Source organism: Prochlorococcus sp. MIT 1223 (assembly GCF_034092465.1).
In the GTDB taxonomy this organism is placed as follows: Bacteria; Cyanobacteriota; Cyanobacteriia; order PCC-6307; family Cyanobiaceae; genus AG-402-N21.
This window is the reverse complement of record NZ_CP139303.1, coordinates 230,523-255,159: the sequence shown is the minus strand read 5'-3', so window position 1 is coordinate 255,159 and position 24,637 is coordinate 230,523. Positions and strand designations below refer to the sequence as shown.

Sequence of the window (24,637 nt, the reverse complement as noted above, 5' to 3'; positions counted from 1 at the left end):
AAAAATTATTCAATAAATTAAGTTATATTATTATCAACTACTCTAATAGAAATGGATGAAAGTATTAAACCGCAAGGTGATCCAATTTTAACATTCGAAGACCATAATTATGATTTAAAAACACTACCTGACGAAGTCAAAGAGCTTGTAAAAGGTATGCAGGTAGCAGATGCCCAATTACGAATGCATGAAGATACTCTTAAAGTGCTTGTTGTCGGAAGACAATCTCTAGCCGAACAACTAAAAATTAAATTAAAAGATATAAAGCCAATTTAAAGAAGTAAATTAATATTTATTTGTTTTATTTACTTTGTACTCTTAAATAAATCTTGAAGTGCATAGACTTCAGTTGTCTGAGATTGCAACGTTGATATACCTTCTACAGCAGCTCTTGCTCCAGCAAGCGTTGTGACAGTCGGTACTGAATAATCTAAGGCTGCTCTTCTCAAATACTTATCGTCGTGTATGGCTTGTCTTCCAATAGGAGTGTTAATTACTAATTGAATTTTATGTGAACGAATTAGATCTTCAATATTTGGACGACCTTCATGTACTTTAAGTACCGCTTTTATATTGACACCAGCTTTTGAAAGGAATTTAGCTGTACCAGACGTAGCAATAAGACCAAACCCTAATCCCTCTAAACGTTTTGCTATAGGAATTAATGATGGTTTATCTCGATCGTGAGTGGACAGGAAAACAACTCCTGAAACAGGCAAGGCTTCTCCAGCCGCTATCTCAGCTTTTGCGTAAGCCATTCCAAAGCTTGACGATGTGCCCATAACTTCTCCCGTAGATCTCATCTCTGGACCTAAAACTGTATCTGAACCAGGGAAACGTCTAAAAGGCATGACAGCTTCTTTAATTGCCTGCAAAGGAGGAACGGGTTCCTCCAAAAAGCCAACCTGATCAAGTGTTTTGCCTGCCATAAGACTCGTGGCAATTCTGGCCAAGGGTATACCTGTTGCCTTGGAGACAAAAGGAACTGTTCTTGATGCTCTGGGGTTAGCTTCAATAATGAAAACTTTCTCTATTCCAGAAGCATCTTTTTGTACTGCAAATTGAATGTTAATCAAGCCAATTACATTTAATGAATTAGCAATTTGATGCGTCCATTTGCGAATAATCTTCAGCGAATCATCGCTAAGTGAAACGGAAGGCAAGCAGCATGCTGAGTCTCCAGAGTGAATTCCTGCTGGCTCAATATGTTCCATTAAACCGCCTATAACTAAACGACCTTTTCTGTCACATAAAGCATCAACATCTACTTCGACAGCATTCTCTAAATACTGATCAATCAAAACTGGGTGATCAGGTTCAACATTAACTGCCTCGTTTATATATGTATTTAATTCTCTCTCATCATAAACAATTTCCATAGCCCTACCACCTAAAACATAAGAGGGTCTAACAACAAGAGGGTACGTAATATTAGAGGCTACAAATATAGCCTCATCAGGAGTACGAGCGATACCGTTTTTAGGTTGTTGGATAATTAATTTATCTAAAAGATAATTAAACTGTTCCCTATCTTCCGCACTATCTATAGAAACTGGAGAAGTACCCCATATGGATGATTTAGTTTTTAATCCTTCATCACTTTTAAGCCAATTATAAAGTTTCATCGATAATTTTAATGGAGTCTGGCCTCCAAACTGAACAATTATCCCAGCTGGCTTTTCTAGCTCAATTATATTTAATATATCCTCTAGAAAAACTGGTTCAAAATACAGAACATCACTAGTGTCGTAATCTGTCGATACTGTTTCAGGATTACTATTAACCATTATCGTTGAGTACCCTTCATCTTGTGCTTGAAAAGAGGCATGACAGCAGCAATAATCAAATTCAATTCCTTGACCAATCCGATTAGGTCCTCCTCCTAATATCATTACTTTCTTAGTATTTATAGAATCTCTTTCGTTGGAATAGGTTAAATCTTCGTAAGAGTCAGAATTAAATACTTTTATACACCTCTCATAGGTAGAATAATGATAAGGTGTTGATGAAAGAAACTCGGCAGCACAAGTATCTACAGTCTTATAGACTGGAGTTATCTTAAGTTTCTTGCGATATTGTCTAACTTCACTCTCTGCTGACTTAGTACACCAAGCAATCTGACTATCGGAGAATCCATATTGCTTTAATTCAAATATATCATCATAGTTAAGATCATTTAGTGACTTACCAACTAATAACTTTTCTTCAAGATCTATAATATTTCTTAGCTTAGAGAGAAACCATTGATCAATTTGAGAAAGAAGATGAATTTCACTATCACTTTTACCATTTTTCATCGCTAAGCGTATTGCAATTATTCTGTCAGGGGAAGGAATCCTTAAAAGTTTATCTATTTCCGTTTCATTAAATTTAGGTTCTTTTCCATCACATCCCCATCCTGAATAACCAATTTCTAAAGATCTAACAGCTTTCTGAAATGACTCCTCAAAAGACCTTCCTATAGCCATAGCTTCACCAACAGACTTCATTGAAGTAGTTAAAGCCGAAGAACTACCTGAGAATTTCTCAAATGCAAATCTAGGAATTTTAGTAACAACATAATCTATCGTCGGTTCAAAACATGCTGGGGTTTTGCCAGTTATATCATTAACTATTTCGTCAAGGTTATAACCAACTGCTAATAAAGAGGCAATTTTTGCTATTGGAAAACCTGTCGCTTTGCTAGCCAATGCAGATGATCTACTTACTCTAGGGTTCATCTCAATTACTACTATTTGCCCATCAACAGGATTTACGGCAAATTGAATATTGCTACCACCAGTGGCAACACCTATCTCTCTAATTATATTTATTGAATAGTCCCGTAATAATTGATATTCTCTATCAGTTAATGTTTGTGCTGGGGCGACAGTTATAGAATCTCCTGTATGCACCCCCATTGGGTCAAAGTTTTCAATACTGCAGATAATCACAACATTATCGGCAAAATCACGCATAACTTCTAATTCATATTCTTTCCAGCCAATTAATGACTTTTCTATGAGAATTTGAGAAACCGGGCTAGCTTCTATTCCTTCTTTACAGATAGATAGATATTCCTCTTCGTTATAAGCAATTCCACCTCCACTTCCTCCAAGTGTAAAAGCAGGTCTAATTATTCTTGGAAAACTAGATATTTCATTACCAACTTGCTTAGCCTCTTTTAAATTAGAAGCTATACCAGAAGGACAAACATTTATATTAATTTTATTCATCGCTTGCTTAAACAGTTTCCTATCCTCTGCTTTGCGTATCGATTTCAGATCAGCCCCTATAAGTTCAACTTGATATTTAGAAAGTGTTCCATCCTCAGCTAATGAAACCGCAATATTTAGTGCGGTTTGCCCTCCCATTGTTGGCAATAAAGCCTGAGGACGTTCTTTTTCAATTACTGATCTTACAAAATCTGGATTAAGAGGTTCAATATATGTTCTATCTGCAAGATCAGGATCAGTCATGATCGATGCAGGATTTGAGTTAATCAGGAGAACCTCATATCCCTCTTTTCTTAATGCCTTACAGGCCTGTGTACCAGAATAATCAAATTCACAGGCCTGGCCGATGACAATAGGTCCAGAACCTAAGATTAATATTCTTCTAATATCCTCACGCCGCGGCATAAGCTTTACTTCCTAATTCCATTAAATAAAGTTTGTAAGCGATGCTAATTTTCATCAGCTAATAGTTTCAACACCTACAATGACACACTAGCTAGATTTGTCGTATAGAAATCATTCTTATGAGCGAACTCCAGCGCCTAAAAGGGCTGCTGCCCCCAGAAAACCAAAGCTGGGTGTTCGTGGAGGCGGCTGCAGCTCTTGACCCTCCATTAATAACCCTTGAAGAGATCGGTAGAGACGAGGTCGAAATTCAAGTTGATCTAGAACAATGGGATTTCCTTGCCCAAGACCATAGAAATCTCCTCTTCTGGCACGAAGTTGGTCGTATACAAAACGACACAATTCCAAGAGATGGATGGGAAATGGCTGCTTTGGCTATTGGCCTCGGCGGAGCAATTGGAGAGCTATGGGTACAAGATGGTCTATTACTCTTAATGGCCTTGGGCCTCTCAGGTTTTGCAGGATATCGGTTGTACCTTAAGAACAATTCTGAAAAAAGGCTTCAGGATGCCATTTCAGCAGACGAAAGGGCTATTGATCTTGCATGTAGATTTGGTTACAGCGTTCCAAATGCGTATAAAAGCCTAGGTGGTGCACTTAAAGATTTAATTGAAAAATCGCGTAAGAAGAAGAAAAGGACTTTCTTCGAAGACAGATTAGAAGCATTAAGAAAAAGTGCAGAAAAGGCTAGAGCAGAAATGGCTGAGCAAGAAGGATCAAGATCATCTGTAACAAGTGAAAATGTATATGGATAGTAAAGAACTAGCCAGAATTGCAGCCAACGCTTGTGAAGACAAGAAGGCTCAAAACATAAGTCTTATCAAAATTGACAATGTATCAACCTTATCTGACTGGATATTAATAACAAATGGCTTATCAGATGTACAAGTTAGAGCAATAATTAATTCAGTAGAGAAAAGAGTAAAAGAAGAAACTGATATTGAGCCAATAAGAAAAGAAGGAATAAATGAAGCCAAATGGGCTTTGCTTGACTATGGAGACTTAATAGTAAATGTCTTTCAACTTAAAGAGAGAAATTACTATGATTTAGAAGGCTTCTGGAGCAATGGAGAAATATATTCTAGCTTGGAAACTTGATTCATGAAATATTCTATGTGCCCAGTCCCGAAAGCGCAGATTCCTATTGAAGAATATCAAAAATTATCAGAATCTTTATTCTTCAATTGGCCATTAATTAGTACTACTTACTTTTACAGAAAAATTATATATAGCTGGCTAATGGCATTACCTCTGATGCTTATAATATCTACTGGAAGTGTACAATTAAGGCCTTACATAGATAAGTTGATTTTTTCTAGTCTTGTCTGGTCATTGGTTATACCTATAGGCATCATAATAAGACATATACTTGGCTGGAGTTATATTTATAAAAGGCTAAAATCTGAGAGAGTAGAATATGAGGAGTCTGGTTGGTATGATGGACAAATATGGGAAAAGACTATTGAGATGAGAGAGAAAGATCTTCTCACAGCGCAACATGACATTAAACCTATTCTACTCATTTTAAAACAATCTCTATTAGTTATTTTTACAATATTTTTTATAGGTTTAGCCTTAAACTTAACAATTTCTTTTCATCAAATTTAATATAAATGAAGGATAAAAATAATCTACTAAATAAAATTAGTTCAAAAAAATCAGCAATTAAAGTTTTACTCAAAAGGGGAGGAATGAAGGAATCATTTCACAAGGCACATGCAGCTGTATGCGACTCTAAAGGAAGGCTATTAATGTCCGCGGGTGATTTCAAATACGAAACATTTATAAGGTCTGCATTAAAACCTTTTCAAGTAATTCCATTCATTACAAGCGGGACATCCGAAAGTCTTAAGACTGGTGAAAAAGGAATAGCAATAGCCTGTGGATCTCACAAAGGAACACCAGAACAAGCAAGAGAAGCTTTTAAACTCCTATGGAACGCAGATATAAAAGTATCCTCTTTAAAATGTCCAATTCCTATTCAAAAGAGAAGCAGACTTGAACATAATTGTTCAGGTAAACATGCAGCATTTCTTGCTACATGCAAAAAAATGGATTGGCCACAAGATAATTATCTAGATGAAAGTCACCCAATTCAATTAGAAATAAGAAGAAGAGTTGCTGAAATGTTATTGATTCCACCAGATGAATTAATAAGCGCAAATGATAATTGTGGAGCACCAACACTCTTCTTAGGAATTAATCAAATGGCTATGCTTTATGCGAATTTGTGTGGTTCAACTCAACCTGAATTTGAGCAAATAACAAGAGCCATTATGAGGAACACCAATTTAATTTCTGGAGAAGGAGGATTTGATGATGAATTAATGAAAAGATCGCATTTACAGGTGATAAGCAAAGGAGGTTCAGAAGGCATTCAATGCCTGGGAAGACTAGGAGAGGGAATTGGACTTGCCATCAAGGTTGAAGACGGCTCTAGAAGGGCTAAACATGCCGTAGCATTGCATTTACTAAAACAACTTGAATGGATAACTCCAACAGGAATTGAAGAAGTTGAGAAAATTGTCTTGCCCCAAAATCAACAATTTCAAATTGAAGTTGATGGTGAGTTGAGATTTCAAGAAAACTTTCTCTAAAAAAACAAGATTGATTCTCTAACATGTATGCTTGTTATATCGACGCGGGGTAGAGCAGTCTGGTAGCTCGTCGGGCTCATAACCCGAAGGTCGGGAGTTCAAATCTCCCCCCCGCCACCAATTAAAAAAGCCTGTCTATGACAGGCTTTTTTAATGCGAACCTTAGTAGATAGACGCGGAAATTATATAAAGAGCAAAAACCTAATGATTCAAGTTATAGCTTGATCGAATTTGTTCTTATTTAATTGTCCTATCTATTTTTGCGATGCAACCTGGGTCCCTAATTCATTTAGGACTCAGAACCCGACATCCAAATTAAAAAGACTATTCCATTAAAATCACTCTCATAAATATTTATATAAATAAAGTCTATTTTATGCAAACTGATTTCTTACTTCTAAAATTAAATAATGAGATTATTATTTAATGGCTGTTAATATATTCGCCCTAACAATATGATGCCCTCCTTCATAAGATCTCTCTATATAATCTAGATTAATAGAGGAAAAAATGGAGCTTATTTCTTCTATTTGATCTCGACTTAAGTAACTTGTAGTATAGTTATAATTTGCTTTCTCTACTAAAATAGAAAAAAAGACCCCAGAACTTTTTAATACTCTGTGGACCTCACTAAAAATTTTTGGTATTTTACTTAATTCATTATGCTGTATACACATACGATCAAACGCAACATCAAAAGATTCATTAGGGAACGGCATATCCTCAACTGAATTGCAATATACATTCTTATGATTTAGCTTGCAGTGATTAATTGCCGTTTTTGAAAAATCAACACCTGAATAAGAAAATCCTTTGTCTTTCAGAAACCTAAGATTATTGCCCCAACCACATCCCAAGTCTAAACATTCTATATTCGAAAAATCCTTTACATCTGAAAATCTCCTCATAATAAATGAAACAATTTCTTCAGAAGGATATTCATTCTTATTTGAAAACGAGTTACTTGAATAACTGTCCTCCCATTCTTTTGAATTCAAAGTTTTAATATTTAAAGATTGTGAAATAATTATACAGTATTCATAGAGGTTAATAAATCGTATATTTTATCTACTGTATCTATATTGCTAATATCTATATCTTCTAAGGCTATTGTGATATTAAATTTTAATTCCAACTTGGATATCAAAATTAATATAGAGAAAGAATCAAGTATACTAGAAGAAATTAATGGTTGATCATTCTCAATTTTTTCTATTCTAGCTACCGAACAAATGATTTCGTTTATTTCGCCTTTAGTCATAATAATCTTCTGCTAGTTTAATTCTATCAATTTTACCATTTTGATTTTTCGGCAGATTTTTGAAAGTTAAGATATCTCTAGGTATCATATAAGTTGGAAGCTGAGCTAAAAGTATTTGAAGCACATCATTTCTGGAAAGATCAGTAGATATAAAACTAGTAATTTGCTCTAAGTTATTCTTTCTTCCAAAAAGAACGCAACACTCATTTATATTTTCCTCTTTATTTAAACAAGATTCAATTTCTCCTAATTCTATTCGGTATCCCATAAACTTAATTTGATTGTCTATTCTTCCACAAAAATACATTAATTTATTCTTAGAATCTAATTTAACTAAATCACCTGTAAAATACATGATTTCTATATAATTTTTATTATTTGGATTCTGTATAAATCGTTGATTTGTTTTAGAAGTATTATTGAAGTATCCCTTACTAAGGTGGGGGCCTGATAATACAAGTTCTCCAACCTGACCTACCTGTACCTGATTTTTATCCTTATCTAATATATTATAACGAAAATTTGAGTTTATGGTGCCAATAGGAGCCAACCTATTCATTTCAATATCATCGAAATCACTTGAATTTATTGAATAGCTTGAACAGATACATGTTGCTTCTGTAGGTCCATAAACATTACTTAGAATTACTCTGTCACCAATAATATTAAATAATTCTAATAGTTTACTCTTTGGAAAGCCTTCTCCTCCAAATATAATATACCTGAGGTTCTTAAGGGAGTCTTTTTTTATAGAGCCAAATTTAAGATAGAAGACAATCAATGATGGGACTGAAAACCAAATCGTTATTCGACTATCATTTAGTAACTTTACCACCTTATTTGGATTATTTAATAAAGACTTTTTAACGGGGATTAGCGTTGCTCCATTAAGTAGTGCCACATAAATGTCAAAAACTGAGTTATCAAAAAATAGTTGATTAAGACCAGAGATAATATCTTTTGAAGATATTAAATATTCATTCTTAGCCCAATCTGAAAAAAGCAATATACTACTATGAGCGACGGCTACTCCATTAGGTTCTCCTGTCGAACCAGAAGTAAACATAATATAAGAGATAGTATCTCCAGGGATATTCTTCACCTTAAAATTATTGGAGAATTTGATTATTTCGTCATAATTTTTCTTTATAGACAAGCACCTTATTTCCTTATAATGATTTTTGACCAAATTAATAAAGTTATCATTACCCATCATTAAGGTTGGATTACACCTATCTATCATTAATTTAATTCTTGATATTGGAGAATCTGTATCAACAAAGAAATAGGTAGTGCCTGTCTTCCAGCAAGCAATAACAATAGAGTATAAATTAAATGACTTCTCTCCACCAAGGCAAATTACATTACCTCTTGAGATTCCCAAAGAAGTTAAATATCCTGCTATTTTATTACTAAGTAAATCTAATTCTTCATATGTATAGTCTATACTATCAATAACAATAGCTTTGTTTTTAGAGTAATCGCTAACGACAGATTCAAACCGACTAGCAAGGTTATAGTTCCACATTTTTAAATTGATTTACATAAATAATAAGGTTCCATAGTCATTCCTTCTATGCAAGTATCAAAAACATCCTTGCTATCTGAAATATATATATCACCTACACCTATCTTTAAAGAATTTAACTTATTTTTGCTCATAAGATCTCTTTTAAGATTTTTATCGTTAAACATTAGTCCTGAATTTAGATCCCTCATAAAGGCTTCATGCTCAGCTTCTTTAGAAATATTATTCTCTATAAGGATTCCAGAAAAATTAATAGATTTACGATAATTAATCTTACGTATATTCTCATCAAAAAACTGTTCTGCGTAATGCACAAAGGTAGGATCATATTGATTAAGTCCAAAACTTATTAACTTAGCGTTGAAACCATGTAATTTATGAAAGAACGAGCCTTGACCAAATGATGAGGGAGTTATACAACTAATTTCTTCAGCCTTTGGTCCATGAACAACAACAGAAAACATTGGATCATTGGTACGAAAAGAGTTTAATCTGTTTCTTATAAACTCTGGGAAAACACCAACCTTCCCAGGGGTACTTAGCTTATCAAAAATCTTAGAATCTTTATCACAACCCCAGCTATAAGAAAAAGAAGGAAAGCTCATATGACCTTTCGGACCAATTAATTCATAGAATATTTGAAAAAATGCCTCCAAAAACTCATCTCTAGAGATTTCAGGATTATATAGTCTGCCAAAACTCATAAGATCCATCTCTACATATATAAAATCCCCTGGATTTATATAGCGCTGAAGAGATGACACGAACGAATCGATATCAATATATTTATCATCATCATCAAGAAAAATTTTCATTTACATCCTAGGATTAATTGCATTATGGCTTGACCAGAAAAAATAATTTCTTGGTCTTGATTCAAAACTAAATTATCAATTGTAGCTATTCTCATACTGTCATTCTTATGAATTACCTTTAGTACAAACTCTAGGGTATCTCCAACATAATATTCCTTTTTAAAACTACAAGTCTGGCTAAGACATAACTCTGATCCACCTGGGAAGACAGTGCCATAAATCCTTGATAAAAGAGCTGTTATTAAAAAGGCATAACCAATTGGCTTTTTATAAATAGAAGATTTTGAGAAATCAGAATCATTATGAATAGGACTATTATCTCCGGACATTAAACCAAATGAATTATGAAGCTCTTCTGTTATCTCAATATGGTGTTTAAGTGTGTGGCCAACATTAAAGTCATTAATATAAAACATTAAGAGTAATTTTAGATAAAGTAAAATAATAATTAATAATATACTAAAACATAGTATAAGTTAAACAGGAAGGGCTTACAACATTAGAGAATGAAAGCATAAAGTGAAAAACAATAATAAAATTATACACTTATATACTACTTTGTTTTTTTGAAGGAAGATTTGACAATTTACTTTTATTTAATAAATTGCCCTAAGTATCGAACTCAAAATAAAAAACAATCATTTTCTTTCACTAAAGAATGAATTTGCTTAACCTTTGTTCATCTATTCACAACGAGCAGATACCTACAATTTTTCAACATGATAAGCAGCTTCAGCGTCAGCTAAAAATCATATGAAAATTATGTCCTTAAGGAATAAAAACAAAATTGAATAAAAGCAATAGAGCAAATAGTAATTCTACCTATTGCCTTCATGTAACCCAAGATGCATTTTAAAGAAAAATAAGAAACCAAATGAGCCCATTACCTGAACTGATTCTTTCTACGCCACAAGGTGGAACAATTCATAAGTACAGCTTATCTGGGGGTAAACGTGATTTTCTTAGATACCTTGGGTGCTATATGGGCTCCTGTAAATTCTGCAATGATATTGACGAGGCTACTAACTACGTAAAAAGCAAAGAAAGGCATTAATTTGAAGAATAATTCTCTACACCGTGTCACCCCTATTTAATATAATTACTTCAAGTTCAATACATATTGTAATACCATTGGTAACGTTGTGATAAAAGGGCTTGTATAAAAAAACCAGGTAATGCTAGATAGCTATAGGAGAAGGAAATATTATGATTTATACCCAGTTGGTTTGAATGACTGACAAATCTAAAACACTTTGCTCCTAAAGCAAGCTTTTTCTATGAGCAATGAAGGCTTAAAAAAAATAAAAGAGCTTAAGTTTGCTAATAAAGCTACTTTAAATACGGAACTGAAAAAAAATAACGAAGTCAAGGTTAAAAAAGAGGCATCACCTCGTCCTTCTAACCAACTGGAAGGATCACTACTTGGGTGGTATTCAGTTTTAAGCAGTTATTCACTGAATGAAAATAAATTATATTCTTTTTCTATGTTTAATGAACCATTGATTATATATAGAGATAATGATTCAAATATAAAATGTATTAAAGATCTATGTCCACATAGAGGTTCATCTTTCATTGGAGGCGAAATAAAGGATGGTGAGCTTGTTTGCCCGTATCATGGAGCTAGATTTTCCTCTAAAGGTAATTGCACCAATATTGATAGAATCACTTGTAATCATATTGTAGATACAAACTACGATAACTATGCAAAGAAGATTCATCTATATCAATATCCATGTATAGAAAGGGATGGTTATATATATATATATTATACTGGTAAAGCTAAAACAGATATAAACGAATTCAATATAGAATCAAAGCTTGAACAAACTATACCTGATACGTATGGTTTTAATATTTCTGAATATGAACATGAAGAAGTCACTGTAGATTTTAAAGCGGACTGGGTAAGAATAATTGAAAACCATCTAGATATACTTCACATATTCTGGGTACATGGAGAGACAATACCTGATAAAGACGTAAGTAAAAATGTTATAACTAGTTTTGATCAAGAAATAATTAGAGATAAATACCAGATACAAAGTAAATACAATCATAAAGATAAAGATAAAGGGGAGTTTATAACAATTAAATTCATACCTCCTGGAAGGGTAATGATTTATAAAGGTGCGCCTGAAACCTCCAGATATGTTCAAGTGCTAGACCATATTCCACTAGCACAAAATAGAGCGAGGGTAATTGTTAGACATTATAGGAAATTCTTAAAGAATAAATTATTGAATAGAATTATTATGTTTAGACAATTACAACATAAATTATTTTACCAAGTATTTAAAGAGGATTATCTAATATTAAGAACACAAACCTTCAATCATCAAATGGGTTATATAGAAAAAGATAACGTTAAGTTATTAGGAGAAGATAAAATGGTTCAATATTACTGGGACTGGTTGCAAAATGCATTTATAAGAGATAAGCCATGGGAACTTCACCCAACAACTAAAAATACAAACTCAATACATGAAGATATGGGGATGCTGTATCCACCAGAGAATCCATCATTAGCCATAAAAAATATGAGATCCATAAGAATGAATACACTGATTAGAGCCTTAATTCCTATTGGTTTTATAATCCTGCTAATTTAAATAAAAAGCCATCCCCAGAGGGCATAAAATGCTAGTAACAAATAATACTTGGCTAAAACTAAAGAATATAGACGTAGTAAAAGATAATAAACTTATTCTTTCAAAAATAAATATTGAACTCAAAGAAGAAGAAGTTATTACGATATTAGGTCCTAATGGATCTGGGAAATCAACATTTATAAAGTTAATCAGTCGAGAGATATATCCAGTATTCAATGATTATTCGACCATAGAAATATTTGGCAAAAAGAATATAAATATATGGGAGTTAAGAAGCAAGATTAGTTTCTTAAATATAGAACTAGATAAAAGAATAAATCGCAATATGTCAGTAGAAGAAGTTATATGCTCCGCTCTTTATGGGACGATTGGATTTAATATAAATCATTATAGAAACAAAAACGTGGAGAAAGCTATTAAGCATATATCAGACATATTTGAGTTTACTGAGGAATTTATATCAGCTAATTATAGTAATTTATCTGATGGACAAAAAAGAGTAGTTTTGCTTGCTAGAGCAGTTGTCAATAAACCTAAAATACTTATTTTAGACGAACCTACAATAAATCTAGATATTAAAGAAGTTCTGAGACTATTTAATATTGTTGAACAATTAATTAAAAAGGGAATAACCTTAGTTGTCGTTACAAATAATTTAGAAACTATAATAAAAGATACAACTAGAATTATGTTATTTAAACAAGGTAGGCTTATTGACCAAGGTGATTCAAATAGTATATTAACAACAGATAAAATAAATAAATTATTTGATACCAATATCAAATTATTTAAACATAATGGTTACTGGAGATCAATGCCGAATTAAAATTATTAAATCACTATGATAAATATAAAAATAACTAAAGCTATTAAAACAAATTTTATAATTCGATTATTTCCAGAATATTTTGTGCTCAAATTATAATTAACAGATCTTGAACTAATTATTTTACCACAGGCCATACAAACAAAACGTCCTCCAAGAGCTCTATCTGCTCTTATATTTTTACTTGCACAATAATTGCATTGCTTATAATTCATTTTATTATTTATTTCTAAGGTTACTATCTATAAATTCCAATGGTTTATCCATAGTCTCAGAAAAACAGAGGAGTGACTTAGGCATATATGAATAAACTAGTTGCTCGGTTTCATTAAAGAGTAATGTTGCTCCTCTTTGGACTATAAACTTATTGATGGGAACATATTTATTCCAATTCGATAATACTTCTACCATATTTATTAGGCGCTGAGATGCTAGTTCAAATGGACGAAGAGATTTGTTATTTCTTAATCTATTAAACAACGATGTCTCTATAGAAAAGAATGGTAGTAAAGATATGGTTTCTTCCTTTAAAAAAATTGCTTCAGAAGACTTGTCGCCTGTATAGCCTCTAAGTACCTCTCTCAAAGTTCCAGGAGAATTAAACCCTGTACACATTAAAATCAAGTTAAAGAATGGGCCAAGGTCATATTTATATCCATCTTCAAGGCCCAGATCATTGTGAAGATAGTTATTTTCTACATTAAACAGGAATGAATGTGGCAATCTCGTGAAATTAGAAAATTTGATTTTCGATTCTTGACTACCAATCCCAATCGCAACTAAATTTATATTCAACTCTTGTAGAACCTCAAGTTTCCTAGAAATTAATTGTCCATACTCGAAACTATCAAAATCTCCAAAAGAGCCAAGAATTATCAATAGCGTCGGTTTATTAGCTTGAAAAAGCTCTATATCTGGTAAATATTTGTTTATAATTCTTGAATAATCCATTGTAAGTTTTATGTTTTAGCCAAAAATATTAGTCAATATTAAATTCAAAGCATTTACCAAAAAAGAGATCTTCAGAATCAAGAGACACTTCATAAAACAGCAAAAACCCTTAAGAGTCTCGATTGTTACAGATTTACAGGTATCGTATGTTCCTTCAAATGTGTACAAAACCTACAAATTTAATAAGCAATGTGAAGGTATCTCGCACTTCACCAACTATGAAATAAGCTCTTTGGGTCCTTTTACGTTCTTATCTCGTGCAGACCTACGGGAACCCCAACGTTACCTATGACTGGTACGCGGGTAATTCAGGAACGACCAACCGCTCAGGGAAATTTATCGCCGCGCATGCTGCCCATGCTGGCTTGATGATGTTCTGGGCAGGTGCGTTCACACTTTTTGAGCTAGCTCGTTACGACGCTTCTGTCCCTATGGGGAATCAGAACCTGATTTGCTTGCCTCACCTCGCAACATTAGGAATAGGTGGAATTGAAAACGGTGTAATTACAGAGCCTTATGGCTGCACAGTTATTGCCGTATTACACTTAATTTTCTCTGGCGTCTTAGGTGCCGGTGGAATCCTTCACTCCACAAGATATGACGGAGATCTAGGTAACTATCCAGCTGGAAGTCGCCCTAAGAAATTCGACTTTGAGTGGGACGATCCAGACAGATTGACCTTTATCCTTGGTCATCACCTTATTTTCCTTGGTCTTGCAAACATTCAATTCGTTGAATGGGCTCAATATCATGGAATTTGGGATTCTGCTCTAGGAGCTACTCGTACAGTTTCGTACAACCTAGACTTAGGAATGGTTTGGAACCACCAAGCAGATTTTCTTCAAATATCTAATTTGGAAGATGTAATGGGTGGTCACGCTTTCCTAGCATTTTTCCAAATCATTGGTGGCGTATTCCACATAGTTACTAAGCAATTTGGTGAGTACACCGAATTCAAAGGTAAAGGCCTACTTTCTGCAGAAGCGGTACTTTCTTACTCTCTTGCAGGTGTTGGCTATATGGCTATCGTTGCTGCTTTCTGGAGTTCAACAAACACAACTGTTTATCCAACTGAATTCTTTGGAGACGTTCTAAAGCTTCAGTTCGATTTTGCTCCTTATTTTATTGACACTGATTCTTCACTAGCTGCAGATGCTCATACAGCACGCGCTTGGCTAGCGAACGTTCACTTCTATCTTGGCTTCTTCTTCATTCAGGGACACCTCTGGCATGCCTTAAGAGCTATGGGATTTGACTTTAAGCGTGTTGGTAAAGCGTTTGACAATATGGAAAACGCAAAAATCACTGGAAACTAAATACTTAAAGGTATTTACTTCTTAGCTAATAAAAAGCCCCACTTTAGTGGGGCTTTTTTTATTGCTTAACTAAATTTTTTAATATCATAAAGAGCATTGAAAGCATAGGGAACAGATCAATAAAGTCTTGAAAAGCTTATGCATATGACCTCATAAAGTACTTTTTTTTACATCTCGATGTGCTTTTCAGATTAAAACTCTCAACAACCTTATTGTTATTGAGAATCGGTTGCAAAAAGGCCTGCTTGATGTGTAAATTGATTTGAGTAAACAGGCTCTGTAGATAAAAAAATGAGCTTCCGCTTTCTGCCAGATACATCAATCTCTGCTGTACGAATGGCAACTGGTCAATCGGTACTGATTGACCCTTCTGCTCGATCAGGCAATGCTTGTCTAGAGGTTATTGAAGGCATAGCAAGAGTTTATTGCCCCTGTGAGGAGACAGAAGGGATGACTCTTGCTTTCCTTCAAGCTGGAGATCAACTAAGAACCGATAGATTATGTAGTGAAGGAGTATGCGTAGAAGCTCTAACTTCCCTTTGCTTCAGGAGTGATGCTGAGATCAATGAAACTAGTGGATTTGACGCGGTAAACGAATGGACTTTGCAGTTACTACGAATAAGACATTTAGGCAATGCGGAGCAAAGACTGCAAGCTTTATTTGCCCTATTAGTAAATAGGCTTGGCAGAAGATGCGGAAACTGGTGTCAACTTCCATTTAGACTTACACATGAACGAATAGGAGAGTTAATAGGCTCAACGCGAGTAACTTCGACTCGATTAATTTCAAGACTTAGATCTGCGAATTTACTTATAGCTCCTGCTGGTGAGCAAACACTAAGCCTGGCTCCAACCTTTATAGAATCCTCTCCATTGACAGCGTAAATACAATGAAACCTATAACAAACTCAGACTCTATAATTTCAGGCTTATGTAGAGAGATTGAGTATATAAAGTTAAGATCACAATCTATAATGATTTCTTTGACGTATTGCAAGAATCAATCTCTTATTAGACGTCTTAATAACGAACTATCTCATTTAAACAAAAGGAAAGTTTCAATTAAAGAAATGGCAACTATCTTAGAAACTCAATGTATGAGAAACAGTCTTTCTATTGATTTGCTAAATGAAATAATAGGAAGAACTTTAATCAAGATTTAATTTTTTATTCGGTAGCTCTAATTAATACTACTTAGTTCATTGTCTATTATTAAAATAGAAGATGAATTTTCATTTGCGAATTTAACCTTACCTATCAAATATGCGAAATAATCCTCAGACTTAATTTGATCTTCGATAACTGGATCCAAGAAAACTGTAGTTCTGGCATCATTAGATCTTTCAGCCATTGAATATATTTGCTGAAGGGAAGTAGTTACGTCTACCTCCATTTGAAATGTTTCACTAATAATGTCCTGGATAGAAACATAATCTTGATTAGGCTTTTCTAATTGATCAAGCACTACAGTTTGTCCCCTAGCTACAACGTATTTGCAGAAGGAAGAAGCGTGTTCCATCTCCTCACGAGATTCTTTTTCAAAGAATTTTGCAAATCCTCTTAATTCTCTTTCAGCAAACCATAGTGATAATGCTAGATATTGTGCGCTTGCCGACCTTTCTAGCGTTATGTGTTCGTATAGAGCATGAATCAGGGATTCCTCCATAGGTTGAGCAATTGCTCTTCCAGCAGGACCTTTATTTAATTCAATTGCTTTCCGAGTAATTTGATCCATCGATTTTAAAAGCTAGAAGCAATTCAATTGAAGCTTGTAATAAATGATACATGGCATCGATCAATATGCGAGCCAAAGTTAAATATGTATCGATTGAGATTGAATCTCAATAAATATAATTAATTTATTTCTGATTTATGAGATCCTGGATAAAGTAATACTGGCTGCTTGTTCTTAAACCTTATATAACATTCCTGGCCAATAGAATATTCATTTAGATCTGTACTTTTAACTCTCAGAAGGATATTTAATAGTTTAACTGTGATTATAGAGTAAGTATTATAATATTCGATTGATTTAATTATACAATTTGACTTTTCAGAGGAATCAATTATCAAGGCTTCTGGATCAAACATTAGGATATCTGGATTAGTAATGTTAGATTCATTTAAACTGACTTTTCCTAAAGGAGTCGAAAATTTATTATCGTTAAATTTAATAGGAATTGTGTTTTTTTGAAAAACAAATTCTCCAACAAATGAAGTTCGTGGATTATTTCTTAATTGTTTAGAAGAATCACATTGGTGAAGCTCTCCATCTTTCATTACTGCTACTCGATCACAAATAGCAAGGGCTTCTTGAGAATCATGAGTGACGAAAATACCTGTTGCAGAACATGTTTTCAAAACATCTGATAACTCGTTTCTCAGTCTTATTCTTACCTGAAGATCAAGACTATTGAAAGGCTCATCAAGTAAAACTATTGAGGTACCAGGAGCTAGTGCTCTAGCCAAAGCCAATCTCTGCTTTTGACCACCAGACAACTGATGAGGATAGCGATCAATAAGTTCTGACAAGCCAAGTAAGTCAAGGAGCCATTTTGCTCTTTTTGAATCAGATCTCCTATTTAAGCCAAAACATACATTCTTCCATACAGATAAATGAGGGAATAGTGCATAGTCTTGGAAAACCATACCTATTCCTCTTTTTTCTGGAGGTACTAATCTTGAATTACTAGAAATTTCCTTCCCAGAAAGCAGTATTCTGCCTTTAATAGGTGATTCAAAGCCTGCAATTAATCTAAGTAGAGTAGTTTTGCCGCAACCAGAAGGACCTACAAGGCCAATAAGTTCACCTTTGTTTATATTTAAACTAATCGATTTTAAAGTGGGACTTTTTGAATCAGAAGAGACATGTCGATGCCATAAATCAATTATTTCTAAATGAATTTCTTTCACCTTGTTGAAAACTCCTCGTCATAGCATTTTATCTTTAAAGGCACGAAATTGATTTAAAAGTGTAAATACAAGATAAAAAGAATTAACCGTGTAACCAATTATACTAATATAATCAAACAAAGCTTTTTAAAACTAGAAGGTAGATCTATAGAATATTTAATCAAGTTTTAATTTATGAACAGAAAAGAACGTAGCGAAGTTATTATGAAAAGACTAGAAGAGCTATATCCGACGGTCCCAATACCCCTTGACCATAAGAATAGTTTTACATTACTAATAGCTGTTGTCTTAAGTGCACAATCAACAGACAAAAAAGTAAATGAATTAACTAAACCATTATTTAGAATTGCATCTGATCCAGAAGCAATGATTGAGATAGGAGAAAAGAAAATTTACGAATTTATACGACAATTAGGTTTGTCCAAGACAAAAGCAAAAAATGTGTTTAATTTATCTAATAAATTAAAGGAAGATTTTAATAGTAAAGTACCTAATAACTTTAAGGATTTAGAATCGCTACCTGGCGTAGGTCATAAAACAGCTAGTGTTGTACTGGCACAATCATTCGGTATACCTACATTTCCCATTGACACACATATTCATAGACTTGCACAAAGATGGGGAATGTCGAATGGTATTAATGTTAAACAAACAGAAAAAGATTTAAAGAGAATCTTTCCAAAAGACAAATGGAACAAATTACATCTTCAGATAATATTTTATGGACGTGAATACTGTACGGCCAAAGGATGTGACGGAACTTTATGTAATCTATGTGTAGAGCTTTACCCCAATAGGAGTAAACCTTTTTTACATAAAAAAGCTTAGAGAATAGCCAGAAAAAAAATTGCATCCTAACTAGCCTAATTTAATGATCAAGGTATAGAATGAATACTATTTAAGAAATTATGAAGGTAGCAATTAGTGGGGCATCTGGCAAAACTGGATACAGAATTGCAGAAGAAGCTATAGCTAAAGGTCATGAAGTAACTTTAATTGTTAGACCTAACTCAATCTTACCAAAATCACTCGAAGGTTGCCGTCGTTTAAATATATCATTATTCAATAAACAAGAATTAGATGATTCATTAAATGATATTGAAGCATTATTTATTGCAACTGGGGCTAGACCTTCCATTGACCTAACAGGACCAGCTAAGATTGATTCAATTGCTGTTATTAATCAAGTTGAAAGTTGCAAAAGGGTAGGTGTTAAAAGAATTATCCTTGTTAGTTCACTTTGTGCTGGACGTTGGTTACACCCTTTAAATTTATTTGGATTAATACTTGTTTGGAAAAGGATAGGAGAGAAAGCCCTGGAGAATAGCAATATAAACTGGACTATAATAAGACCAGGAGGACTTAATGATAGAGAGGAGGATATACAAAATGAAGGAATTATTTATTCAGAGAAAGACAATCAAGAGGATGGTTCAATTCCTAGACGTCTTGTCGCAAGATGTTGTATAGACTGTTTAAAAGAAAAAAAATCTATTGGAAGGATCATTGAAATAACAAGTAGTTCACAACAAAAGAAATTAGCTCTAGGTAAGGCTATATAGATGTATGATTTTAAAAATTAATTTATATAAATATGAAAACCAATGCAAAAATAGATGCTCTGCAGTTAATGCTTACTGATCTAAGAACACGGAATGAAACAGTAAGACATAAGGCTGCCTTTAGGGGATGCCAACCAGAGTTTCAGTCATTAGTAACAAATTTAATAGAACAACTTGAGTTAGAATTAAAGAAGCAAAAAAAGCAAATACGTTAATACAACTTATTAAAACAAAGTTCTAACCAAGTTCAAGGCAAGCCAATCCATATACCTGGTTATTAGATACTGGTGGATGAATACCCTTGTACATTCTGAAAGTACGAGAAACTTCACTAAAGCCTAAGCTTTCTAATAAATATTTTGAATAAGGGTTTAATCCCGGTGTATCAATCAGAATTGTTCCAGAATGACTTGAGATCAACCTGCGAAGGAGCATTTCTGCAAGAGGAGGAGTATCTGCTAGCAAGGGACCTATTCTCCAACCTTTTCCAGCCTTTAACAAACAAGGTCTAATTCTCCCGAATCCATGGCAGATATGATTTTTGTCTAATAGAACTGAAACGCTTCCTTCTTTACGGTCAAGCCAATCTGACAAAAAATGAGGTCTTGGAGTTGTTTCTCTACTTGCATCATAAATTTGAACCCCACTTGAAGGAAGATCATTTGCTTGCTGAATAACAAATCCTTCCAATTCGTAATCAGTATATAAATTCGGGCCCACAAGCTCGTCAATACATTCACATTGCCACCTTGTAGTAGTAGAACATATTTCAAATCCCCATTTTTTATAATCGTTGATTCTGTTAGGAGCTGCCTCTAAACCAATTAAGGGGACATCTTTAAGATAATTTATAGCATGTTTCCATAGTTGAATTCCAAAACCGTTTCCACGGTATTGCTCTAAGACTATAAATAAGCCTATAAATCCATAGTTAGGATTATACTTTACCCCTGCAATACAACCTATAGGCTTACCCTCAAGGCAAGCAGTCCAGATGCCTTGTTGATCTGTATTTCTATAAATCAAAACATCTCCTACTCCAGGAGCAAATCCTTCTATTTTTGCCCAGTTAGTAATAATTGGTATATCTTCAAATTGAAGATTTCTTATACTAAAAGAATTTATCATCAATTTAATTAGAAGAGGTTAGATAAAATAAATAAGTTTACTTTATCGCTATTAAGTAGAAGCCTTAGGGGCTATGATTAAGAATAATATCCACCAAGTTAAGACAATTAATGTAATTATTATTGAGAAGAAATAACTAGAAAAGACAAACCAAGTAAAACCAATTAAGGTTATTCCTGAAAGGATTATCGACCAAGGCTGACACCAGAATGGCTTACTATTCCAATAATCGTTAAATGACTTTGTAAAGCTATCTAGATTCATTTTAGATTAGATAAATGTCCTTCGTTACTCAACCTAACTAGTTCGTCGTATCCACCAACAAAAGATCCATCAATAAAGATCTGAGGAAAAGTTGTAGAATGGGATCTTTTGTTTAATTTTTCAAACTCGTCGTCATCTTTTAGAGTAATAATGTTATGTGGAATATCTAACATTTTTAAAAGCCGAACTGCTCTCTTAGACCAAGGACATCCCTCTAAAATATAGACTTCTACTCTATTTATTAGACTAATTGGTAACTGACTGTTTTGGTGTTCATTATCTAGATCTAAAAAGCCAACCAATATATCAACTGCCTTTAATACTAGTGAACCTTTTTCTAAATGACCGCCAAATAACTGACATTTATCATCTGATACGCTCAAATGGAGATGTGTGTTATGAGGAGATATTGTTCCTCCTAAAGATATTATCTCAAAGTGACCTGATAATTTTTTTATTTCTTCGTGGTTAGGGCACTTAAAAGTTGCAGTTGATAAGTCACCTACAATACTTAATACATAACCTTCTAACTTTTCCTTCTTAGATAATTCTTCTAGACTAATTAGTAAATCTGTTGACTTAGTAAGTCTTATGTTTTTTAATCTCATAGAAAATATTTTTTTTAAATTTTACAATATAATTAAGCAATAAAGAGCATTTTCAATAAATTTAATTACTATTTAACCTACCAACAATATAGGTCATACTAACCAACGACGCTAGGAGCACAAAAAGTAAAAAATAGGTCATTCTTCATTGATTTATTTCTTTATTATCACATTTCCTATGGGGAAATATGCCTTCCTGTAAAATATATATATATTATTTCTTATGAAGATTACCATCTAAATTTAAACAATTAACCATATGAAAGAAAATAACTTATTATTAAGAAATCGTAAGTATCGTGCATTAGCTAATTTCCTTACCATATTTAGATGTCTTATTGGCCTACCAATTATTATTTTGCTAACTTACAATAAGTTGTTATTAGCTTGGGCTTTAATATTAATAGGAGGATTAACAGATATATTAGATGGAAAGATTGCAAGACTCTCAGGAACAGTAAGTTCCTTCGGCTCTAAACTTGATCCTCTCGCAGATAAATTACTATTATTAGCTCCGATAATATGGCTATGTAAAATTAATTTACTTCCATTATGGTCAGTATGGATATTATTAACTAGAGAAATAGTTGTTTCTACATGGAGATCAGATATACCAAGTGGTGGGCCAGCCTCTGTTGGAGCTAAAGTGAAAACTTTCTTACAGTTTTTTAGCATTATCCTTCTTTTATGGCCAGCAGAACTTGGAGGTATATATATAAAACTAAAGTTAAATTTGATAGGTTGGTATATATTCTGGCCATCATTACTACTAGCTCTTACTTCAGCCCTAGGATATATTAGGAGTCAATCAATTTCTCATCAGAAGTAAAATCTATTTCATTATTTCTATTAAGAAGATAATCATTATTATAACTATCAATAAATCCTTGATTTATGTCATATTCTGGCGTCCAATCAATGTCTTTTTCTAACTTGGATATATCAGTATAAAAATGCTCAAGCCTTAATGGGAAAGCCTTTCGAGATTTACTATCTAGCATTGAAGAATTAAATGATGTTAGATTTATATCAGATTTAATAACACCACACGCTTTTGCTGCTATATAAACTAAGCCTTTGAAGGTAACGGCTTGTTTGCTAGAACAATTATATATTTGATTAAGCGTTTTATCAGATTCAAGAGATTTTGCTATTGCACTAGTTAAATCCTCAACATGGCCTAATTGAGTTATCGTATGACCATTGTCAGGAATAGGTATAGGCCTTTTGTTCAATAATCTATCAAAGAACCATTTCTCAATTGGATTATAATTTCCTGGGCCATATATATATGTAGGCCTGAAACTTGTATATGGAATCTTTTCCTCCTTCAACCAAATTTCTGTTAAGTACTTACCGATATGTCTACTATTTTCATCTATTAAGCATTCCTCATTTAGAGGAAGTACTTCCGATTTTTGATAAACACCAGCCGAACTTATATAAATAAACCTCAAATTAGGATGTCCTGTTATCTCAATTATCCTTTTACTGTCTTCTAAGGTTCTTCCAGAAGAATCTGTAATTACATCAAAATTCCTACCAGCTAGAGATTGAAGATCATCCTGGACATGTCGATCTCCCTTTATATGCTCAACAAAATCAGGTACAGGGTTAAGGCCTCTTGTAAACAAGGTTATTTCGTAACCTTTACTTGCTAATTTCCTTACAAGAGATTTTCCAATAAACCTGGTCCCACCAATAATGAGAATTTTCAAGGGTCTTCAAAATGACAACTCTTCTATTGAAGCGCGTAAATAGCTGCCAAAACAAATGGTTGCGATGCAATATGTATTAAGTAACTGCTTTTAATAAAAATGGAAGTAATTCCTGCAATAGATCTTCTTGATGGGAATTGTGTGAGACTAAATCAAGGCGATTACCACAAAGTAACTCAATTCAGTAGTAACCCAAAGTCTCAAGCCATTTACTGGCAAAAGAATGGAGCTAAAAGATTACATCTAGTGGATCTTAATGGCGCCAAGACCGGAAATATTAGTAATGATGAACCAATTTTAGAAATATCTAAATCATTGCAAATCCCAATTCAGATTGGAGGCGGGATAAGAAGCATTGAAAGAGCGAAACAACTTTTAAATTATGGAATTGAAAAAGTAATTCTTGGAACTATTGCTATTGAACAACCTGATCTGGTAATCAAATTGACCAACATGTATCCCGGCAGGATAATTATAGGGATAGATGCTAAGGATGGAAAAGTTGCAACTAGAGGTTGGATAACTCAAAGCGAAATAAATGCAACAGATCTGGCTAGGGAAATTTCGAATCAAGACATAGCGGCAATAATAAGTACTGACATATCAACTGACGGAACGCTTGAAGGACCAAACATTGAATCACTTAGATCAATAGCTGAAGTGAGTAAAGTGCCTGTAATCGCATCAGGTGGGATCGGATCTATAGCTGACCTTCTATCTCTCATACCCCTAGAAGAGCAAGGGGTTAAAGGAGTAATTGTCGGGAGAGCACTCTACGACAAGAAATTTGATTTAAAAAATGCTCAAAAAGCTTTATCAAGCCCAAGGCTTCAGGACTTCACAAAAACTAATAGTTATTTCGCATGAAAATCAAGATAAAGATAGGAGCATAATCAATTTCGCGAATATATTTCTGTT

At 33.6% G+C, this 24,637-nt stretch carries 29 protein-coding genes and 1 tRNA gene; 17 read left to right on the top strand and 13 right to left on the bottom strand.

The window, feature by feature from the left end:
* Positions 1–51: 51 nt before the first annotated feature.
* The gene (locus SOI85_RS01340) at positions 52–276 is read left to right on the top strand and encodes a DUF6447 family protein (RefSeq protein ID WP_320664437.1); all 225 of its coding nucleotides are present in this window, start codon (positions 52–54) and stop codon (positions 274–276) included.
* A 29-nt stretch (positions 277–305) separates the two neighbouring features.
* Here SOI85_RS01340 and carB read toward each other — a convergent pair whose 3' ends face one another.
* Positions 306–3,620: a carbamoyl-phosphate synthase large subunit gene (gene carB, locus SOI85_RS01335; protein WP_320664436.1), complete on the bottom strand. Its 3,315-nt coding sequence runs from the start codon at positions 3,618–3,620 to the stop codon at positions 306–308.
* Positions 3,621–3,739: 119 nt separating this feature from the next.
* On the opposite strand from carB, the gene SOI85_RS01330 reads away from it, so the two are divergent.
* The 5 genes from SOI85_RS01330 to SOI85_RS01310 all read left to right on the top strand — a co-directional run bounded on the left by SOI85_RS01330 (position 3,740) and on the right by SOI85_RS01310 (position 6,337).
* A complete protein-coding gene (locus tag SOI85_RS01330) occupies positions 3,740–4,375 on the top strand; it encodes a DUF3318 domain-containing protein (protein ID WP_320664435.1) in 636 nt (211 codons plus the stop codon).
* Positions 4,368–4,718, top strand: coding sequence for a ribosome silencing factor (rsfS, locus tag SOI85_RS01325; RefSeq protein WP_320664434.1), 351 nt, complete (start codon positions 4,368–4,370; stop codon positions 4,716–4,718). Before SOI85_RS01330 ends, rsfS begins: the two co-directional genes overlap by 8 nt.
* A 3-nt stretch (positions 4,719–4,721) precedes the next feature.
* Positions 4,722–5,228 carry a CGLD27 family protein gene (locus SOI85_RS01320; protein ID WP_320664433.1) on the top strand — a complete coding sequence of 169 codons (507 nt, stop codon included), beginning with the start codon at positions 4,722–4,724 and terminating at the stop codon, positions 5,226–5,228.
* 5 nt (positions 5,229–5,233) lie between these two features.
* On the top strand, positions 5,234–6,217 hold the full coding sequence (locus SOI85_RS01315) for an asparaginase (protein WP_320664432.1): 984 nt from the start codon (positions 5,234–5,236) through the stop codon (positions 6,215–6,217).
* A gap of 43 nt (positions 6,218–6,260) precedes the next feature.
* A tRNA-Met gene (locus tag SOI85_RS01310) sits at positions 6,261–6,337 on the top strand.
* Positions 6,338–6,636: 299 nt separating this feature from the next.
* On the opposite strand, the gene SOI85_RS01305 is transcribed toward SOI85_RS01310, so the two are convergent.
* The 5 genes from SOI85_RS01305 to SOI85_RS01285 all read right to left on the bottom strand — a co-directional run bounded on the left by SOI85_RS01305 (position 6,637) and on the right by SOI85_RS01285 (position 10,237).
* Positions 6,637–7,125, bottom strand: coding sequence for a class I SAM-dependent methyltransferase (locus SOI85_RS01305; RefSeq protein WP_414477797.1), 489 nt, complete (start codon positions 7,123–7,125; stop codon positions 6,637–6,639).
* Positions 7,126–7,244: 119 nt separating this feature from the next.
* Positions 7,245–7,478, bottom strand: a complete 234-nt coding sequence (locus tag SOI85_RS01300; protein WP_320664430.1) for a phosphopantetheine-binding protein — start codon at positions 7,476–7,478, stop codon at positions 7,245–7,247.
* Entirely contained in the window at positions 7,471–9,006 is a 1,536-nt protein-coding gene (locus SOI85_RS01295) for an amino acid adenylation domain-containing protein (RefSeq protein ID WP_320664429.1), read from the bottom strand. Before SOI85_RS01295 ends, SOI85_RS01300 begins: the two co-directional genes overlap by 8 nt.
* Positions 9,007–9,008: 2 nt before the next feature.
* Positions 9,009–9,821 (bottom strand): AAC(3) family N-acetyltransferase, encoded by an 813-nt coding sequence (locus tag SOI85_RS01290; RefSeq protein ID WP_320664428.1) that lies wholly within the window; start codon positions 9,819–9,821, stop codon positions 9,009–9,011.
* Entirely contained in the window at positions 9,818–10,237 is a 420-nt protein-coding gene (locus tag SOI85_RS01285) for a MaoC/PaaZ C-terminal domain-containing protein (RefSeq protein WP_320664427.1), read from the bottom strand. Before SOI85_RS01285 ends, SOI85_RS01290 begins: the two co-directional genes overlap by 4 nt.
* 458 nt (positions 10,238–10,695) lie before the next feature.
* Between SOI85_RS01285 and SOI85_RS01280 the strand changes: the two genes are divergently transcribed.
* From SOI85_RS01280 to SOI85_RS01270, 3 genes are all read left to right on the top strand, one after another.
* Entirely contained in the window at positions 10,696–10,875 is a 180-nt protein-coding gene (locus SOI85_RS01280; protein ID WP_320664426.1) for a hypothetical protein, read from the top strand.
* A gap of 223 nt (positions 10,876–11,098) precedes the next feature.
* On the top strand, positions 11,099–12,433 hold the full coding sequence (locus SOI85_RS01275) for an aromatic ring-hydroxylating dioxygenase subunit alpha (protein WP_320664425.1): 1,335 nt from the start codon (positions 11,099–11,101) through the stop codon (positions 12,431–12,433).
* Positions 12,434–12,461: 28 nt separating this feature from the next.
* On the top strand, positions 12,462–13,259 hold the full coding sequence (locus SOI85_RS01270; RefSeq protein WP_320664424.1) for an ABC transporter ATP-binding protein: 798 nt from the start codon (positions 12,462–12,464) through the stop codon (positions 13,257–13,259).
* A 219-nt stretch (positions 13,260–13,478) separates the two neighbouring features.
* Here the strand turns inward: SOI85_RS01270 and SOI85_RS01265 are convergent, their stop codons facing one another.
* Complete coding sequence (locus tag SOI85_RS01265; protein ID WP_320664423.1) at positions 13,479–14,210, bottom strand: AhpC/TSA family protein; 732 nt, start codon at positions 14,208–14,210, stop codon at positions 13,479–13,481.
* 257 nt (positions 14,211–14,467) lie between these two features.
* Between SOI85_RS01265 and SOI85_RS01260 the strand changes: the two genes are divergently transcribed.
* The 3 genes from SOI85_RS01260 to SOI85_RS01250 all read left to right on the top strand — a co-directional run bounded on the left by SOI85_RS01260 (position 14,468) and on the right by SOI85_RS01250 (position 16,689).
* Positions 14,468–15,526: a chlorophyll a/b binding light-harvesting protein gene (locus tag SOI85_RS01260; protein WP_320664422.1), complete on the top strand. Its 1,059-nt coding sequence runs from the start codon at positions 14,468–14,470 to the stop codon at positions 15,524–15,526.
* Positions 15,527–15,817: 291 nt separating this feature from the next.
* The gene (locus tag SOI85_RS01255; protein ID WP_320664421.1) at positions 15,818–16,411 is read left to right on the top strand and encodes a Crp/Fnr family transcriptional regulator; all 594 of its coding nucleotides are present in this window, start codon (positions 15,818–15,820) and stop codon (positions 16,409–16,411) included.
* 5 nt (positions 16,412–16,416) lie between these two features.
* Positions 16,417–16,689, top strand: a complete 273-nt coding sequence (locus tag SOI85_RS01250) for a pilus assembly protein (protein ID WP_320664420.1) — start codon at positions 16,417–16,419, stop codon at positions 16,687–16,689.
* Between the two features lie 17 nt (positions 16,690–16,706).
* On the opposite strand, the gene SOI85_RS01245 is transcribed toward SOI85_RS01250, so the two are convergent.
* Positions 16,707–17,261, bottom strand: coding sequence for a ferritin (locus SOI85_RS01245; protein WP_320664419.1), 555 nt, complete (start codon positions 17,259–17,261; stop codon positions 16,707–16,709).
* Positions 17,262–17,380: 119 nt separating this feature from the next.
* Positions 17,381–18,439 (bottom strand): ABC transporter ATP-binding protein, encoded by a 1,059-nt coding sequence (locus SOI85_RS01240; protein ID WP_320664418.1) that lies wholly within the window; start codon positions 18,437–18,439, stop codon positions 17,381–17,383.
* A 174-nt stretch (positions 18,440–18,613) separates the two neighbouring features.
* On the opposite strand from SOI85_RS01240, the gene nth reads away from it, so the two are divergent.
* The 3 genes from nth to SOI85_RS01225 all read left to right on the top strand — a co-directional run bounded on the left by nth (position 18,614) and on the right by SOI85_RS01225 (position 20,216).
* Positions 18,614–19,267 carry an endonuclease III gene (gene nth / locus SOI85_RS01235; protein ID WP_320664417.1) on the top strand — a complete coding sequence of 218 codons (654 nt, stop codon included), beginning with the start codon at positions 18,614–18,616 and terminating at the stop codon, positions 19,265–19,267.
* A gap of 80 nt (positions 19,268–19,347) precedes the next feature.
* Entirely contained in the window at positions 19,348–20,001 is a 654-nt protein-coding gene (locus SOI85_RS01230; protein WP_320664416.1) for an SDR family oxidoreductase, read from the top strand.
* A 32-nt stretch (positions 20,002–20,033) separates the two neighbouring features.
* On the top strand, positions 20,034–20,216 hold the full coding sequence (locus tag SOI85_RS01225; protein WP_320664415.1) for a hypothetical protein: 183 nt from the start codon (positions 20,034–20,036) through the stop codon (positions 20,214–20,216).
* A 22-nt stretch (positions 20,217–20,238) separates the two neighbouring features.
* Here the strand turns inward: SOI85_RS01225 and SOI85_RS01220 are convergent, their stop codons facing one another.
* Genes SOI85_RS01220 through SOI85_RS01210 form a run of 3 tightly spaced genes read right to left on the bottom strand, consistent with a single transcriptional unit; the run spans position 20,239 to position 22,001 of the window.
* Positions 20,239–21,129: a GNAT family N-acetyltransferase gene (locus SOI85_RS01220; RefSeq protein ID WP_320664414.1), complete on the bottom strand. Its 891-nt coding sequence runs from the start codon at positions 21,127–21,129 to the stop codon at positions 20,239–20,241.
* A 51-nt stretch (positions 21,130–21,180) separates the two neighbouring features.
* Positions 21,181–21,393 carry a DUF6737 family protein gene (locus SOI85_RS01215; RefSeq protein ID WP_320664413.1) on the bottom strand — a complete coding sequence of 71 codons (213 nt, stop codon included), beginning with the start codon at positions 21,391–21,393 and terminating at the stop codon, positions 21,181–21,183.
* Positions 21,390–22,001, bottom strand: a complete 612-nt coding sequence (locus SOI85_RS01210; protein ID WP_320664412.1) for a PCC domain-containing protein — start codon at positions 21,999–22,001, stop codon at positions 21,390–21,392. Before SOI85_RS01210 ends, SOI85_RS01215 begins: the two co-directional genes overlap by 4 nt.
* 259 nt (positions 22,002–22,260) lie before the next feature.
* On the opposite strand from SOI85_RS01210, the gene SOI85_RS01205 reads away from it, so the two are divergent.
* On the top strand, positions 22,261–22,830 hold the full coding sequence (locus tag SOI85_RS01205) for a CDP-alcohol phosphatidyltransferase family protein (protein WP_320664411.1): 570 nt from the start codon (positions 22,261–22,263) through the stop codon (positions 22,828–22,830).
* Here the strand turns inward: SOI85_RS01205 and SOI85_RS01200 are convergent.
* Positions 22,799–23,719: an NAD-dependent epimerase/dehydratase family protein gene (locus tag SOI85_RS01200; protein ID WP_320664410.1), complete on the bottom strand. Its 921-nt coding sequence runs from the start codon at positions 23,717–23,719 to the stop codon at positions 22,799–22,801. The two genes, SOI85_RS01205 and SOI85_RS01200, sit on opposite strands and share 32 nt — an antisense overlap.
* A gap of 99 nt (positions 23,720–23,818) precedes the next feature.
* Between SOI85_RS01200 and hisA the strand changes: the two genes are divergently transcribed.
* A complete protein-coding gene (hisA, locus tag SOI85_RS01195) occupies positions 23,819–24,586 on the top strand; it encodes a 1-(5-phosphoribosyl)-5-[(5-phosphoribosylamino)methylideneamino]imidazole-4-carboxamide isomerase (RefSeq protein WP_320664409.1) in 768 nt (255 codons plus the stop codon).
* Positions 24,587–24,637 lie beyond the last annotated feature (51 nt).